This is a genomic window from Pseudodesulfovibrio sp. 5S69, from assembly GCF_037094465.1.
Lineage (GTDB): Bacteria > Desulfobacterota > Desulfovibrionia > Desulfovibrionales > Desulfovibrionaceae > Pseudodesulfovibrio > Pseudodesulfovibrio methanolicus.
The window spans coordinates 1,901,316-1,916,261 of the sequence record NZ_CP146609.1; the positions used below are offsets into that span (position 1 = coordinate 1,901,316).

Consider the following 14,946-nt stretch of genomic DNA (forward strand, 5'->3'; position numbering starts at 1 on the left):
TTGGGTAGCGTATTTAATCCTTATTAAGAAAATCGGCAACCTGTTTGGAGACCGCTTCCGCGCCGCCCCTTCGGTCCCGGATATACCGCCTGGCGGCACCGGCAACCTCACGGCGCGACGGCGGGTTGTCGATGATTTTCTTGAGTGATTCCAAAGCATCCTGCCAGCCGGACGCCTCCACGGCCAGACCCGAGTCGATGATTTCGCGGCCGACCCAGGCGAAGTTCTTCCAGTGCGGACCGGTCACCGGGGTCACGCCGCTGGTCAGGGGTTCGAGAAAATTCTGCCCGCCGAGCGGGGCCAGCGAGCCGCCCACGAAGGCCGCCTTGGCCAGTCCGTAGGCCGGGACCAACTCGCCGAAGGCATCCCACAGGATGACCGAGCCGGGCCGGGCCGGGCCGGAGAGCCGGGAGCGGAGGACCCAGTTGAGCCCGGCCCCGTCCATGGCTTTGCGCCACAGGTCCAGGTGGTGCATGTGGCGCGGGAACAGGCCGAGCACCACCGCCGGGCGCGCGGACATGAGCCCGGCGGCCAGCCTGGTCACGTCGTGCTCCTCCTCCCGGCGCACCGAGCCGAAGATGACGAACGAGTCCCTCTCGCGGATCAGGTCCCCGAGCGGGTTGCCCTTGCGGGCCATGGGGGCGCCGTCGCCCATGCGGTCGAACTTGATGTTCGGCATGATCCGGACCTTTTCGCGGCCGAACAGGGTGCCGAAGCGGCGGCCGTCGGTCTCGGACACGGCCATGATCCGGTCCGGGGACAGGGCCCGGAACAGGCCGGGCCAGGACATGTATCCGGCCAGGGACTTGGTGGTCATGCGGCCGTTGGCCAGGAGCACGCGCACGTTCTCGGCCTTGCAGGCGGACAGGAAGCCCGGCCAGATCTCGGTCTCAAGGATAACGGCGAGCCTGGGGCGCACGCGCCGGACCATGCGGGTCATGAGCTCGGGCGCGTCGAACGGGAAATACCACGGCTGGACCGCCAGTCCGGCCTTGCGCCCGTTGGCCTCCTCCGCGGCCCGGAGCAGGGTCTGGTATCCCTGCAGGGTGTTGGTGGTCACGAGCACGCGCAGGGTCTCGGGTCCGGCGGGCTTCAGGTGTTTGAGGACCTCCCAGGCCAGGTACGCCTCGCCCCCGCTGGCCGCCTGCATCCACAGGTCGGCCGGGGCGGGCATGCCCCCGGCCAGGGTGCGTTGTTCCCATCCGTCCTTGAGCCGTCCGTTGAATCTGAGCAGGGGCAGGGCGGCTTTCCAGGCCAATCCGTACGTCTTGAGGGCCAGGCCCACGCCGGTCGTGGCCATCTAAACCCTGCCTTCCAGGCCGAGCCGGATGAGCTCGCCGATCAATTCGGTGAAGGAGTAGCCCACGTGGGCCGCCGCCCGCGGCAGCAGGCTGGTGGGGGTCATGCCGGGCAGGGTGTTGACCTCAAGCAGGTAGGCCTCGCCGTCGGCGGTGGCGATGAAGTCGCCCCGGCTGTAGCCGGTCAGGCCGAGGGCCGCGTGGGCCGTGAGCATCTGCTCCCGGATGGACGTGGACAGCGCTTCGTCCACCGGGGCCGGGCAGATCTCCTCGGCCCCGTCGTCCGCGTACTTGTTCTCGTAGTCGAAGTAGTCGGACCCGTCCCGGGGGGTGATCATGATCAGGGGCAGGGCTTCGTCGCCGAGGATGCCGCAGGTCAGCTCCACGCCGGGGATGAAGGCCTCGACCAGGGCGGACTGGCACATGTCGAAGACCTTGTCGAGCGCGGCCGGGAACTCTTCGGCCGTGCGCACCAGGGACATGCCTAGGGACGAGCCGCCCTTGTCCGGCTTGACGAACACGGGCAGGGCAAGTTCCAGCGGGGTTTCGCGGCCCTGGGTGGGCGTGACCAGTTGCCAGTCCGGGGTCTTGATGCCGTTGGCCTCGAAGACCTCCTTGGCGGCGGCCTTGTTCAGGGCCAGGTAGGAGGCGGCCGGGCCCGCGCCCTGGTAGGGGCAGTTCGCCTTGTCCAGGACGGCCTGGATCAGGCCGTCCTCGCCCGGCGTGCCGTGCAGGTTTATGAAGGCGAAGTCCGCGTCTTTGGCTATGGAAAGCAGGTTCCGGAAGTCGTCGGCGGGGTCGAAAAAGGTCACGTCGTGACCGAGTTCATCCAGGGCGGCCCGGATCTTCTTCGCCCCGGACAGGGAGACGTCGCGTTCGTCAGACCAGCCGCCCGCTATCAAAATCACATGCATTGAGGTCCACCTCGAGTGTGTCGCATAACAGTTGTTCCAGCTCCAGGGCCTGCCGCTTGGTTTCGTTGATGCTGTCCTGGATGTTCAGGGGGATGCCGTACCGCACGATCAGGTCGTCGAAACGGTCTTCGATGGACACCAGCCGGTTGTGGTTCACGCGCTTGTCCGCATAGAGCACGGCCAGGGGCGGGAAGTAGCGCGGCAGGTCCAGGTCGAAGGGCCAGTAGACGTGATGCGTCACGCCGGAGGCGATGACCGGGTTGCCGGTCAGCTCCATGACCCAGGCCCCGCCCAACTGGCTGTGGTTGCCGCCATGGCGGATGCAGTAGGTCTTGGCCAGGTCGTGGAGCAGGGCCGAAGCGCGCACCGTGGGCACGTCCACGTCCATCCCCGTCTTGACGGCCCGCCTGGCCAGAAAGGTGGCCACGTCGGCGACCATGCGGCTGTGCTCAGCCACGTTGTCGAGCATGGCGAATTCTTTCCAATATCGGGCGCACCGGGCGTCGTCCGGGACGAACAGTTCGGGAGCGGGACGGGCCGGGGGCGGCGGGGGCAGCGTCGACCGCCGTGAATAGGCGGCGTGGGCGGTGTTTTCCTTGGCAGACATGGCGTGCGTGCGCGACGGGCGTCGGGTTGGCGGGATGCACTAGCGCATCCGATGGTTTCCATCTACCAGCACGGCCCAAAAAAATAAAGCGGGCGCGCCCCGGAAAAAAAGCCCGTTCGTCTCCCAGGCCATTCGTATCGCTGAATTCTGGCGATCGACCTATACTTATGCTAAAGGGGGATAGTGGGAGGAGTGCGTGAAGAGCGTCGTCATATTGCAGATAGTCTTTTTCCTGGGCGGACTGGCCGTCCTGTTCCTGGCTTGGCGCATGCAACGCATCAACCGGGCATGCTGGCTGCCGGGCGTTTCCTGGTGGGCGGCCGGATACGCGGCCATCGGGCTGGCCGCCATCGGCTCCGGGGCCGATTTCTATTACGGCGATTGGATCAAGGGGTTCCTCACCCATCTGCTGCTGACCGGCGGCGTGGTCCTGGTTTGGATGGGCACCCGGCTCTTCTTCGAGGGCCGGGTCGGCAGCTCGACCATGACGATCTCGACCCTCCTCATGGCGGGCGAGGGCCTGGGCATCTTCTGGTACTATTTCGTCGTCCCCTCCTACCAGGCCCGGCTGACCATCACCTGCGTGGTCCTGCTCATCCTGTCCATGAGCCTGTCAATGAACTTGTTTCTGTCCCGCATGGACGACCGGGCGGTCATCGCCGCCGGGGCGTGCTACTCCCTCTTCGCCCTGCTCAACGGGCTGCGGACCCTCGCCATCCTGATTCACCCCGAGCCCTTCGCCCATTACCTGTCCGGCCCCCTGGCCGTGGCCGCCACCGCCTTGATGTTTCCTGTCCTGCTGGCGGCCCAGGCGGCCACCTTGGTCATGATTCGCGACACGATCCGGGGCACAAGGGGCGAATAGAACCGAAAAACTCGCTCCCGGCACCCTTTGAACCGTCCGCCGAGGCCACCGGCCGGTCCGGCGGGTTTTTCATTTGCCCATATCTTGGAGAGGGTATATGACTGTCGCTAACCTGAAGAAATCGGTTCCGAAATCAGCCTAAAGGACTATGCTTTGAGCTTTGAATTACTGGAAAAGTTCCGTGATCCGGCCCTGTGCCGGAAAATCCTCGACAAGATGGAATCCGAACTGGACCGGGAGCTGCGCTTCATGGAGGTCTGCGGCACCCATACCGTGGCCATCTTCCAGAGCGGGCTGCGCTCCCTCCTGCCGGAAAAGATCGTCCATCTCTCCGGGCCTGGCTGTCCGGTCTGCGTGACCCACGAGTCCGAGGTCAACGCCTTTCTGGACCTGGCGGGGCACGAAAACGTCATCCTGGCCACCTTCGGCGATCTCATGCGCGTTCCCGGCGACAAGGGCCGCAACCTCAAGAAGGCCGTGGCCGACGGGGCGCGGGTCAAGGTGGTCTATTCGCCCTTCGACACCCTTAAGCTGGCCAAGGAGAACCCCGGCGACCTGGTGGTCTTCATCGGCGTGGGCTTCGAGACCACGGCCCCGACCATCGCCGCGACCATGAAGATGGCCCGCGAGCAGGGCATCGACAACCTGCGCATCCTCTGTTTCCACAAGACCGTGCCCACCGCGCTCGACGCGCTGCTGTCGGACGAGGCCATCAACATCGACGGCTTTATCCTGCCCGGTCATGTGTCGGCCATCATCGGCGTCGAGCCGTACAATTTTATCGCCGAGGACTACGCCAAGTCCGCCGTGGTCACCGGGTTCGAGCCCCTGGACATCCTCCAGTCCCTGAACCAGATGATCGAGTGGCGAAACAAGGGCGAGGCCCACGTGGCCAACAACTACACGCGCATCGTCGGCGAGCACGGCAACCCCAAGGCGCTCGAGATCATGTACGAGGTCTTCGAGCCCTGCGACGCCCTGTGGCGCGGCCTGGGCCTGATCCCCAGCTCCGGGCTGGAAATTCGGCCCGAGTGGGAGTCCTTCGACGCCAAGAAGCAGTTCGGCATCGAGATCAAGGAGAGCCCGGCCCTGCCCGGCTGCAAGTGCGGCGACATCCTCAAGGGTGTCAAGCAGCCGGACCAGTGCCCGCTGTTCGGCAAGGCCTGCACCCCGGCCAACCCGGTCGGCCCGTGCATGGTCTCCACCGAAGGCTCCTGTGCCGCCTACTACAAATACAAGCTGGATTAGACATGTCTGATAAAGTGTTACTCGATTACGGCAGCGGCGGCCGCGCTTCCCAGCGCCTCATTTCCGACCTCTTTCTCAAATACCTCGGCAACGACGAACTCGACCGTCTCAACGACGCGGCGGTCCTGAACCTGTCCGGCAGGATCGCCATGTCCACCGACTCGTTCACCGTGGACCCGATCTTCTTTCCCGGCGGCGACATCGGCTCCCTGGCCGTGCACGGTACGGTCAACGACGTGGCCATGATGGGCGCGGTGCCGCGCTACATCACCTGCGGCTACATCATCGAGGAAGGGCTGCCCATGGCCGACCTGGAGCGCATCGTCCAGTCCATGGGCGAGGCCGCGCGGCACGCCGGGGTCAAGGTCGTCACCGGCGACACCAAGGTCGTGCCCAAGGGCGCCTGCGACAAGATTTTCATCAACACCACCGGCATCGGCGAGATCATCGCCGACCCGACGCCGAGCGGCGACGCGGCCAGGGTTGGCGACGCGGTCCTGGTCTCCGGGACCATGGGCGACCACGGCCTGACCGTGCTCGGCACCCGCGAGGGGCTGGACTTCGAGGCCAAGGTCCAGTCCGACTCGGCCGCCCTGAACCACCTTCTGGTCAAGCTCGTCCGCGAACTGCCCGAGGTCCACGTCCTGCGCGACCCCACGCGCGGCGGCCTGGCCACCACCCTGAACGAGATCACCAAGAGCTCGAACGTCTGCTGTGAACTGACCGAGACCAGCATCCCGGTCCGGCCCGAGGTCAAGGGCGGCTGCTCCATCCTCGGCCTGGACCCGCTCTACCTGGCCAACGAGGGCAAGTTCATCTGCATCCTGCCCGGCGAATACGCGGACAAGGCCCTCGAAATCATGCGCGCCGACCCGCTGGGCCAAGACGCCTGCCGCATCGGCACCATGACCGACGCCAACCCCGGCAAGGTCGTCCTCGTCACCCAGCTCGGCGGCAAACGCCTCCTGGGCATGCTCGAAGGCGAACAACTCCCGCGCATCTGCTAGCGCCACGGATCCCAATAAAAAGTCCCTGTCGGCTCGCGCCGGCAGGGACTTTTTTTGCCTCCGGCGCGGAAGGGGAAGGAAAACCCTTTGAAAAGGGCTTTTCCTTCCCCTTCCCCGGACTCCCATCCCGATCCTTTCCTAAACTTTGTATCGCCGCTTCGCGGGGGGACGCAACAAAAAGGCCTCCGGCTCAGCAATGAGTCGGAGGCCTTTTCTTGATCCTTCTGGAGCGATTCGGGTGCGCAGCACCCGACAGCGGCTCTCTTATCGCGCTGGCACAAGGCTTTCGAGAGTGGGCCAGCTGTGCATTTTCTCCAGGGGGGCTTTCACCGCAGCGTAGCCGTCTACGTGAGGATGAAAGCCCCCCTGGAAAAATGTGCAGATGGCCCGCTATCGGAAGCCGCCTCCGGCCACCCCGCCTAACCAGCCCGCCGTGCCTCAATGAGCGCCGCCGCCCGGCGCGCCAAATACGTAATCTCCGGTTTGGAGACCTGGTCGTCGGCGCCGACCGTCTCGCCCCGGTGGCGGAGCTTGTCGGTGATCAGCGAGGAGAAGAGGATGACCGGCAGGTCGCGCAGGACCGGGTCTTCCTTGACGCGCTTGCACAGGTGGTGGCCGTCCATCATGGGCATCTCGATGTCCGAGACCAGGACCTGGACGTAGTCGGTGATGGGCCGTTCCTCTTCCAGGGCGCGTTTCTTGATCTCCACCAGGCGGTCCCAGCACTCGCGGCCGTTGTTGGTCTTTTCCACCTGGAACCCGGCCTGGCCGAGCATGTCGCGGATCATCTCGCGGATGAGCGGCGAATCGTCGGCGATGAGCGCCTTGTACCCGGAATAGCCGTCGAGCACGAAGTTGTCGTCGAACTGCAACCGCATGGCCGGGTTGAGTTCCGAGACGATGCGCTCCAGGTCGAGGATGAAGACGATGCGGTCGTCGAACTTGACCACGCCGGTGATGGACTCGGACGACAGCGCGGACACGTACTTGTTGGGCGCCTCCACGTCCTCCCAGGAGATGCGGTGGATGCGGGTCACGCCCGAGACCATGAAGGCCGAGGTGACCTGGTTGAATTCGGTGACGATGACCTTGGGCGGTTCGTTCTCCACGCGTTTCTTCTTGAGCCAGATGGACAGGTCGAGCAGGGGGATGATCCGGGAGCGCAGGTTGAAGGCCCCGAGCACGGCCGGGTGGGAGACCTCGGGCATCTCCGTGACTTTGGGCATGCGGATGATCTCGAGCACCTTGGCCACGTTCACGCCGTAGAAACCCTTGCGGCTGGGCTTGTGCCCTTCCTCAAGGGTATGGTCCTCCTGGTTGGGTTCGGTCTCGTCGGACGCCTTGGGCTCTTCTTCGAGGTAAAACTCGACGATTTCCAATTCGTTGGTGCCCGCTTCGAGCAGGATGTCGGTGGACTGGGTGGCCATGCTGATACCGGTTCCTTGTCAAGGGTATGGAATGATTAAGGCAACAAGCCTTTGTGTAAACGCTATTGGCAAATCTCGTCAACAGGGGGCCAGGAGGTGTCCGGATCAGCCGGTTCCAGGTCCCGGATGACGTCGGCGGCCCGCTCCAGTTCTTCCCAGGTCGCGCATTGCAGCAGGGAGGCGCGCAGGGAGCGGATGCCCCGGAGTCCCTTGGCGTAGCGGGGGATGATCGAGCGGATCTTGCGGAACGAGCGGCCGTCGCCCTCGAAGAGCCGGGTCAGTCGGATGTGTTCGCGCACGATCCCGGCCAGGAACGCGCCGTCGCGCACGGGCAAGGGCGAGCCCCGGCGCAGGGCGATATAGCGGGCGAAGATGGACGGGTCGTAGAGCGCGCCCCGGGCGAACATGATCGCGTCGATGCCGGTCTCCTCGATGCAGCGCGCCCCGTCCTCGGCCGAAAACAGGTCGCCGGACCCGATGACCGGGATGGACACGGCCTTCTTCAACTCGGCCAGCTTGGTCCAGTTGGCCTGGCCCGCGAACATCTGCTTGCCGTAGCGCGGGTGCAGGGTGACCCAGTCCACGCCGACGTCCTCCAGCCGCCCGGCAAGGTCGAGGAAGACCTCCTCGCCCTTGTTGAAGCCCAGGCGGAACTTGACGCCCACGCGGCCGCCATCGGGGTGTTCGGCGGCCTTGGCGACCATGATGGCGGCCAGTTCGACCAGCTTGTCGAGGTCCTCCATGAGTTGGACTCCGGAGCCGGACTTGAGGACCTTGCGCACCGGGCAGCCCGCGTTGAGGTCGAAGTTGCGGTAGCCCATGCCGACCAGCTTCTCCATGACCGGCGGGAAGTATTGGGCCTCGGAGCCGAAGAGCTGGAGGACCATGGGATCGTCCTCCGGGCAGGTGGCGATGAGGCGGCGGGTGCCGGAGTTCTTGAAGGCCATGCCTTTGACCGAGACCATCTCGGAGCAGGCCGGGCCGCAGCCGTACTTGCGCACGAGCAGGCGAAAGGGCAGGTCGGAATAGCCGGCCAGGGGGGCCAGCCACGGGGTGTCGGGGGTGATGGCGAAACGGGTCATGTCGGGATGCACATACGGGCTCGGTCGGCGCGAGTCAAAGGAAAATGGGGTCGGATCAGCGTTCGTAGTAGCGGTCGTAGAGCGTCTGGAACCGGCCCGAGGAGATCAGCCCGTTCAGCGCGGCCTGCCAGCGGCGGATGACCGCGTCGTCCACCTGGGGCGAGAAGGCGATGTAGCCCGCGGACTGGACCAGGGGCTCGGGCACGCGGTGCACGTCGGCGGCCGGGATGCCCACGGCGTGCAGTTTCTGGAGCAGGGTCTCGTCCGAGGATACGGCCAGGGTGGCGGCGCCGGACTTGAGCCGGGAAAAGCACTCCCGGTAGGTGGGGGCGGCGGCCACGTTGGTGAAGCCGCGTTCCAGCAGGACGTTGTGGTGCTGGCTGCCGTACACGGCGCAGATGGCCGGGACCGCCTTGGCTTCTTCCAGTCCACCGATGGCGTTTCCCTTCAGGCCGTAAAGGAAGTCCACCTCGCGCTGGAGCGGCCCCACCCATTTGAAACGCGCCTCGCGCTGCGGGGTCCGGTAGACGTTGAAGAAGGCCGTGTCGATTCCGGAGGTGAGGGCGGCCATGCCCTGGGCGAAGGAGACCTCGCGGATGGGGGCCTTCAGTCCGATGGCCGTCATGATCGCTCGGACCGCTTCCAGGTTGAAGGCCCGTTTGCCCGCGTGCTCGATGCCGCGCAGCTCGCCTGTGCCCGGATCGGTCTCGGCCTGTCCGGTAAGGTCGTGGGTAAGGATGACCATGCCGTCGTCCTGGGCGGGGCACGGCACGGCCCAGGCGAGGACGATCAGGAGCACGGCCGGGAGAAGAATGGGCGACGGAAGCACGGCCGGGATGCGTGCGGGCAGGGGGCGGCGGAGCGGTCTCATGCGCTTGGAAAGGGTTCCCATTTTATAATGATAGACCATAATTGAGGCGGGGGCTATTATTAAGCGATCGCGGGCCCCGGTCGGCGCTCCGCCGGAGGGGGAGCGCGGTCTCCCTTCGGGGAAAGAATTTGAAAAAAAATCCGGCGCAGGGTTGACAAAGGAACGCTTTTATCATTACACCGGCCCGTCTTCGAGCGCAAGGCGGCGCTTCCCGGCTTCGGGAAAAAAGGCCGTTGAAAACTCTTGATTTTTGACATCGCGGCGTATATAGACTTCGTTCCCGTGAGCTGGCGTAGCTCAATTGGTAGAGCAGCTGATTTGTAATCAGCAGGTTGCGGGTTCAAGTCCCATCGCCAGCTCCATAAGACACAAATGGTGGGGTTCCCGAGTGGCCAAAGGGAACAGACTGTAAATCTGTCGGCATACGCCTTCGGAGGTTCAAATCCTCCCCCCACCACCATAATTTTTCGAGTCACGCTGTAGGAGGCGGTCCACGGAGTCCGTCGATGGACTACAGAGAGTGAGCGGGAATAGCTCAATTGGCTAGAGCATCAGCCTTCCAAGCTGAGGGTTGCGGGTTCGAGTCCCGTTTCCCGCTCCATTTAGCCATCTCTCTCCTTCCATCATCCTTTTATACAGTGTATGGCTGTGCTCACGTAGCTCAGTCGGTAGAGCACATCCTTGGTAAGGATGAGGTCACCGGTTCAAATCCGGTCGTGAGCTCCACGGCGTTTTATTGTTTGAATTGCTTGTCAACAAGTATTTAGAAATAGAAACCTACACAACTTTATTGATCCAGGGGGTTACTGAAATGGGTAAAGCTAAATTTGAACGTAGCAAGCCTCACGTTAACATCGGCACCATCGGTCACATCGACCATGGTAAGACCACTCTGACCGCCGCCATCACCAAGCTGGCCGCCATGGCCGGTCACGGCGAGTTCGTCGCCTTCGACGAGATCGACAAGGCTCCCGAAGAGAAGGAGCGCGGCATCACCATCGCCACCGCCCACGTCGAGTACGAGACCGAGAAGCGTCACTACGCTCACGTGGACTGCCCCGGTCACGCCGACTACATCAAGAACATGATCACCGGTGCCGCCCAGATGGACGGCGCTATCCTGGTCTGCGCCGCCACCGACGGTCCCATGCCCCAGACCCGTGAGCACATCCTGCTCGCCCGTCAGGTCGGCGTGCCCGCCATGGTCGTCTTCATGAACAAGTGCGACATGGTCGACGACGAGGAGCTGCTGGAGCTGGTCGAGCTCGAGATCCGCGAGCTGCTGTCCAAGTACGAGTTCCCCGGCGACGACATTCCGGTCATCCAGGGTTCCGCCCTGAAGGCCCTGGAGTGCGACTCCGTCGACGATCCGGCCGCCAAGCCCATCTTCGACCTGCTGGACGCCTGCGACTCCTACATCCCCGAGCCCGAGCGCGACATCGACATGCCGTTCCTGATGCCCGTCGAGGACGTCTTCTCCATCTCCGGTCGTGGTACCGTTATCACCGGTCGTGTGGAGCGCGGCATCATCAAGGTCGGTGACGAAGTCGAGATCGTCGGCATCAAGCCCACCATCAAGACCACCTGCACCGGCGTCGAGATGTTCCGCAAGCTGCTCGACCAGGGCCAGGCCGGCGACAACGTCGGTCTGCTGATCCGCGGCGTGAAGCGTGAGGAAGTGGAACGTGGCCAGGTTGCTGCCAAGCCCGGTTCCATCACCCCGCACACCAAGTTCAAGGCCGAGGTCTACGTCCTGTCCAAGGATGAAGGCGGCCGCCACACTCCGTTCTTCACCGGCTACCGTCCGCAGTTCTACTTCCGGACGACCGACATCACCGGTGTCGTCACTCTGGCCGAGGGCGTCGAGATGGTCATGCCCGGCGATAACGCAACCTTCAATGTCGAGATGATCCACCCGATCGCCATGGAAGTCGGCCTCCGCTTCGCCATCCGCGAGGGCGGCCGCACCGTCGGCGCCGGTGTCGTCACCGAGATCGTGGAGTAATCATGCGAGTCAACATTCAGCTGCAGTGCACCGAGTGCAAGCGTAAGAACTACGCTACGCAGAAGAACAAGAAGAATACTACCGGACGCCTGGAAGTGAGCAAGTATTGTCCCTGGACAAGAAGCACACGGTCCATAAAGAGTCCAAGTAGTCTTCGATAGAGCAGGGGTATAGTTCCAACGGCTAGAACGCCGGTCTCCAAAACCGGATGTTGGGGGTTCGAATCCCTCTACCCCTGCCAACTAAGTCTTTGAAAGCGACGCGGGGCCTTGTCCGTAAAACGGCAAGGCCCCGCCACCCGCTCAATAATTTGGGATAAAGAGATATGGCCAAAAAGAAAGGCAAGAAGGCCGCTGAAAAGCAGGCCGCACAGTCCCCGGCAGCCGGTCTGAAGGGCAAGATCAAGGAATTCGTCGAGTTCTTTGAGGAGTCCAAGGTCGAGATCAAGAAAGTGGTCTGGCCGACCCGCAAGGAGACCGTCACCACGTGCGTAGCCGTGCTGGTCGTTTCCGTGGTCATCGCTCTCTACCTGGGCGTGGTCGACTTGGCGCTCTCGAAGATCGTCGAGGCCATCCTCTCCTAGGACCAAAGCTACTTGCAAAGGCTGGAACACAACATGGATGCCACAATGGAAAACGCAGCGCCTCGTGCACGCTGGTACATCGTCCACACCTACTCGGGATTCGAGCAGCGGGTGGAACAGACCGTGCGTGAAATGATGCGCACCGGACAGGACAAGGGCCTCATCGAGGAAGTCGTCATGCCCACCGAAAAGATCGTCGAGATGGTCAAAGGTGAGCGCAAGACTTCCACCCGCAAGTTCTATCCGGGTTACATCATGATCAAAATGATCCTGACCGACGATTCCTGGCATCTTATCCAGTCCATCCCGCGCGTGACAGGATTCGTCGGCGGCAAGAACCGCCCGACGCCCATGCGCGACAGCGAGGCGGAGAACATCCTCAACATGATGGAAAGCCGCCAGGAAAAGCCCCGTCCCAAGTTCAACTTTGAGCGCGGCGACGAGGTTCGGGTCATCGACGGCCCGTTTTCCGGCTTCAACGGTGTTGTGGAAGAGGTCAATTACGACAAGGGCAAGCTCAAAGTATCCGTCTCTATCTTCGGGCGTCAGACTCCTGTGGAGCTTGATTTTGTCCAGGTGGACAAAGGATAGCCCGGATTGTCGCTAACAGCGAAATTTCTCATCGAGGAATACAATAATGGCTAAGAAAGAATTAGGAAAGATTAAACTGCAGATCCCCGCAGGCTCCGCCAACCCTTCCCCGCCGGTCGGTCCGGCCCTGGGTCAGCACGGCGTGAACATCATGGAATTCTGCAAGGCGTTCAACGCCAAGACGCAGGACCAGAAGGGCCTGATCATTCCGGTGGTCATCACCGTGTATGCGGACCGCTCCTTCGACTTCATCACCAAGACCCCTCCGGCGGCGGTGCTCCTGCTCAAGGCCGCCAAGCTCGAGAAGGGCTCCGGTGAACCGAACAAGACTAAGGTCGGCAAGGTCACCAAGGCCCAGATCAAAGAGATCGCCGAGTTGAAGATGGCTGACTTGAACGCCAATGACATCGAAAACGCCATGCGTCAGATCGAGGGCACTGCCCGCAGCATGGGCCTCGACGTCAAGGCCTAGTGAGGTAAAGAAATATGCCTAAGCATGGAAAAAAATTCCGCAACGCCGTGGGTGATCGCGACACTGCCGTGCGTGTTGATGTCGAAGAGGGCGTGAAGGCCGCCGTTGCCGCCGCCTTCGCCAAATTCGACGAGACCGTCGACGTGGCCATCAACCTCGGCGTCGATCCCAAGTACTCCGATCAGATGATCCGTGGCGCCGTCTCCCTGCCCAACGGGCTGGGCAAGGACGTTCGCGTCGCCGTCTTCTGTAAAGGGGAAAAGGAGAACGAGGCCAAGGAAGCCGGTGCCGATTACTACGGCTCCGACGAACTGGTCGAGAAGATCCAGTCCGGCTGGCTCGACTTCGACAAGGCCGTGGCCACCCCGGACATGATGGCCGTGGTCGGCAAGATCGGCCGCGTGCTCGGCCCCCGCGGCCTGATGCCCAACGCCAAGACCGGCACCGTGACCATGGACGTGGCCAAGGCCGTCAGCGAGCTCAAGGCCGGTAAGGTCGAGTTCAAGGTCGACAAGGCCGGCGTGTTGCACGCGCCGATCGGCAAGGTCTCCTTCGGTCCGGACAAGCTCCTGGAGAACCTGAAGGCCCTGCTGGACACCGTCATGCGCATGAAGCCTTCGTCCGCCAAGGGCACCTACATGAAGGCGTTGGCCGTTTCCTCGACCATGGGCCCGGGCGTCAAGATCGACCCCCTGACCGTCCGGAAGTTCCTGGAAGTCTAGTTTTAATCAATTGAATGCCGGACCCCTTCGGGGGTCCTGTAGATAATCGCACGGAAGGTTGAGTCAGAGACGGCAGGCGGGGTTGTGTCCCCTTAAACATCCTGCTCAGACAAAGCTTTGACCTGCTTTCCGGGCCGAACGACGAGGAGTGGTAGATGAACAGGCAAGAAAAAGCCCAGATCATCGAGCAGCTGCACGAAAAAGCTTCGCGCGCCAGTATCGCCGTCGTCACCGATTTCAAGGGCATGTCCGTTGAGGAAATGACCCAGTTGCGCGCCAAGTGCTTCGAAATCGGCGTCGATTACCAAGTCGTCAAGAATACCCTGGCCCGGTTGGCTCTCAATGACACCGATCACGGTGTGTTGAGCGAACATCTGAAAGAGAACTGCGCCATTGCGCTGGGTTACGACGATCCCGTCGCCCTTGCTAAGGCGTTGGCCGATTACGCCAAGACGAACAAGAAGTTCGCCATGCGTTTCGGTACTCTGGAAGGCCAGTTTCTTGACAGCGACGCAGTGAAGGAACTCTCCAAGATGCCCAGCAAGCCTGAGCTCTTGAGTTCCCTTCTCGGCACGATGCAGGCCGTACCTCGCAATTTCGTCTGTCTGTTCGCCAACATCGAGCGCAAGTTCCTGTATGCCTTGACCGCCATCAAGGAACAGAAGGAAGCCGCGTAAACAACAGGTTCAAAGCGAATCAATTTCAAGGAGATTTATCATGGCTGATATCACTAAAGAACAGGTTGTCGAGTTCATCGGCAACATGACCGTCCTGGAACTGTCCGAATTCATCAAAGAGCTCGAAGACGTCTTCGGTGTCGAGGCTGCCGCCCCCGCCGCTGCCGTTATGGCTGCTCCCGCCGCCGGTGGCGACGCCGCCGCCGAGGAAGAGAAGACCGAGTTCGACGTCATCCTGAACGGTGCCGGCGGCAACAAGATCGCCGTCATCAAGGCCGTCCGCGCCATCACCGGCCTGGGCCTGAAGGAAGCCAAGGCTCTGGTCGACGAAGCGCCCAAGGCCCTGAAGGAAGGCGTGTCCAAGGACGAGGCTGACGAGGCTGCCAAGCAGCTGCAGGAAGCCGGCGCCGAAGTTGAAGTTAAGTAACTTCAACCTCTTAAGCTGACAAAGCAAAGAGCGCTCGCCCTCTCAAAAAGGGCGTTGCGCTCTTTGCTCTGTATGTATATATAATGGTTTAATCGCCTTTCGCTATTGGGTTCAGCGCTGTATGATGCAAATCTGCTCCTCGTCGGTGTG

General features: G+C 62.5%; 16 protein-coding genes, 5 tRNA genes and 1 pseudogene. 16 read left to right on the forward strand and 6 right to left on the reverse strand.

Annotated features, from left to right (window positions below; all coding sequences use genetic code 11):
* Nucleotides 1–13: 13 nt before the first annotated feature.
* The 3 genes from V8V93_RS08910 to V8V93_RS08920 are packed head-to-tail and all read right to left on the reverse strand — an operon-like array spanning nt 14 to nt 2,819.
* Nucleotides 14–1,300, reverse strand: coding sequence for a 3-deoxy-D-manno-octulosonic acid transferase (locus tag V8V93_RS08910; protein WP_338670007.1), 1,287 nt, complete (start codon nt 1,298–1,300; stop codon nt 14–16).
* Nucleotides 1,301–2,212, reverse strand: a complete 912-nt coding sequence (locus V8V93_RS08915; RefSeq protein ID WP_338670008.1) for a D-alanine--D-alanine ligase family protein — start codon at nt 2,210–2,212, stop codon at nt 1,301–1,303.
* A complete protein-coding gene (locus V8V93_RS08920; protein WP_338670009.1) occupies nt 2,178–2,819 on the reverse strand; it encodes an HD domain-containing protein in 642 nt (213 codons plus the stop codon). Before V8V93_RS08920 ends, V8V93_RS08915 begins: the two co-directional genes overlap by 35 nt.
* 196 nt (nt 2,820–3,015) lie before the next feature.
* On the opposite strand from V8V93_RS08920, the gene V8V93_RS08925 reads away from it, so the two are divergent.
* The 3 genes from V8V93_RS08925 (at nt 3,016) to hypE (ending at nt 5,939) form a co-directional block, all read left to right on the forward strand.
* A complete protein-coding gene (locus V8V93_RS08925; protein ID WP_338670010.1) occupies nt 3,016–3,684 on the forward strand; it encodes a hypothetical protein in 669 nt (222 codons plus the stop codon).
* Nucleotides 3,685–3,837: 153 nt separating this feature from the next.
* Entirely contained in the window at nt 3,838–4,932 is a 1,095-nt protein-coding gene (hypD, locus tag V8V93_RS08930) for a hydrogenase formation protein HypD (RefSeq protein WP_338670011.1), read from the forward strand.
* A gap of 2 nt (nt 4,933–4,934) precedes the next feature.
* Nucleotides 4,935–5,939 (forward strand): hydrogenase expression/formation protein HypE, encoded by a 1,005-nt coding sequence (gene hypE / locus V8V93_RS08935; RefSeq protein ID WP_338668599.1) that lies wholly within the window; start codon nt 4,935–4,937, stop codon nt 5,937–5,939.
* A 419-nt stretch (nt 5,940–6,358) separates the two neighbouring features.
* Here hypE and V8V93_RS08940 read toward each other — a convergent pair whose 3' ends face one another.
* From V8V93_RS08940 to V8V93_RS08950, 3 genes are all read right to left on the reverse strand, one after another.
* Nucleotides 6,359–7,366 carry a chemotaxis protein gene (locus V8V93_RS08940; RefSeq protein ID WP_338670012.1) on the reverse strand — a complete coding sequence of 336 codons (1,008 nt, stop codon included), beginning with the start codon at nt 7,364–7,366 and terminating at the stop codon, nt 6,359–6,361.
* Nucleotides 7,367–7,428: 62 nt separating this feature from the next.
* On the reverse strand, nt 7,429–8,448 hold the full coding sequence (locus V8V93_RS08945; protein WP_338670013.1) for a tRNA dihydrouridine synthase: 1,020 nt from the start codon (nt 8,446–8,448) through the stop codon (nt 7,429–7,431).
* A 55-nt stretch (nt 8,449–8,503) separates the two neighbouring features.
* Complete coding sequence (locus V8V93_RS08950; protein ID WP_338670014.1) at nt 8,504–9,319, reverse strand: substrate-binding periplasmic protein; 816 nt, start codon at nt 9,317–9,319, stop codon at nt 8,504–8,506.
* A 286-nt stretch (nt 9,320–9,605) separates the two neighbouring features.
* On the opposite strand from V8V93_RS08950, the gene V8V93_RS08955 reads away from it, so the two are divergent.
* The 13 genes and pseudogenes from V8V93_RS08955 to rplL all read left to right on the forward strand — a co-directional run bounded on the left by V8V93_RS08955 (nt 9,606) and on the right by rplL (nt 14,796).
* Nucleotides 9,606–9,681: transfer RNA gene (locus V8V93_RS08955), tRNA-Thr, on the forward strand.
* Nucleotides 9,682–9,693: 12 nt separating this feature from the next.
* Nucleotides 9,694–9,779 (forward strand) — tRNA-Tyr (locus V8V93_RS08960).
* Between the two features lie 64 nt (nt 9,780–9,843).
* A tRNA-Gly gene (locus V8V93_RS08965) sits at nt 9,844–9,920 on the forward strand.
* A 49-nt stretch (nt 9,921–9,969) separates the two neighbouring features.
* Nucleotides 9,970–10,045: transfer RNA gene (locus V8V93_RS08970), tRNA-Thr, on the forward strand.
* Nucleotides 10,046–10,130: 85 nt separating this feature from the next.
* Nucleotides 10,131–11,324 carry an elongation factor Tu gene (gene tuf, locus V8V93_RS08975; RefSeq protein WP_338670015.1) on the forward strand — a complete coding sequence of 398 codons (1,194 nt, stop codon included), beginning with the start codon at nt 10,131–10,133 and terminating at the stop codon, nt 11,322–11,324.
* 2 nt (nt 11,325–11,326) lie between these two features.
* Nucleotides 11,327–11,475 (forward strand): annotated as a pseudogene (gene rpmG, locus V8V93_RS08980) (50S ribosomal protein L33).
* Nucleotides 11,476–11,488: 13 nt separating this feature from the next.
* Nucleotides 11,489–11,565, forward strand: a tRNA-Trp gene (locus tag V8V93_RS08985).
* A gap of 84 nt (nt 11,566–11,649) precedes the next feature.
* Entirely contained in the window at nt 11,650–11,907 is a 258-nt protein-coding gene (gene secE, locus V8V93_RS08990; protein WP_338670016.1) for a preprotein translocase subunit SecE, read from the forward strand.
* A 33-nt stretch (nt 11,908–11,940) separates the two neighbouring features.
* A complete protein-coding gene (nusG, locus tag V8V93_RS08995) occupies nt 11,941–12,498 on the forward strand; it encodes a transcription termination/antitermination protein NusG (protein ID WP_066807267.1) in 558 nt (185 codons plus the stop codon).
* A gap of 46 nt (nt 12,499–12,544) precedes the next feature.
* Nucleotides 12,545–12,970: a 50S ribosomal protein L11 gene (gene rplK, locus V8V93_RS09000; RefSeq protein ID WP_071546594.1), complete on the forward strand. Its 426-nt coding sequence runs from the start codon at nt 12,545–12,547 to the stop codon at nt 12,968–12,970.
* Between the two features lie 14 nt (nt 12,971–12,984).
* A complete protein-coding gene (rplA, locus tag V8V93_RS09005) occupies nt 12,985–13,692 on the forward strand; it encodes a 50S ribosomal protein L1 (protein WP_338670017.1) in 708 nt (235 codons plus the stop codon).
* 155 nt (nt 13,693–13,847) lie between these two features.
* The gene (rplJ, locus tag V8V93_RS09010; RefSeq protein ID WP_071546598.1) at nt 13,848–14,369 is read left to right on the forward strand and encodes a 50S ribosomal protein L10; all 522 of its coding nucleotides are present in this window, start codon (nt 13,848–13,850) and stop codon (nt 14,367–14,369) included.
* A 40-nt stretch (nt 14,370–14,409) separates the two neighbouring features.
* Nucleotides 14,410–14,796, forward strand: coding sequence for a 50S ribosomal protein L7/L12 (rplL, locus tag V8V93_RS09015; RefSeq protein WP_338670018.1), 387 nt, complete (start codon nt 14,410–14,412; stop codon nt 14,794–14,796).
* Nucleotides 14,797–14,946 lie beyond the last annotated feature (150 nt).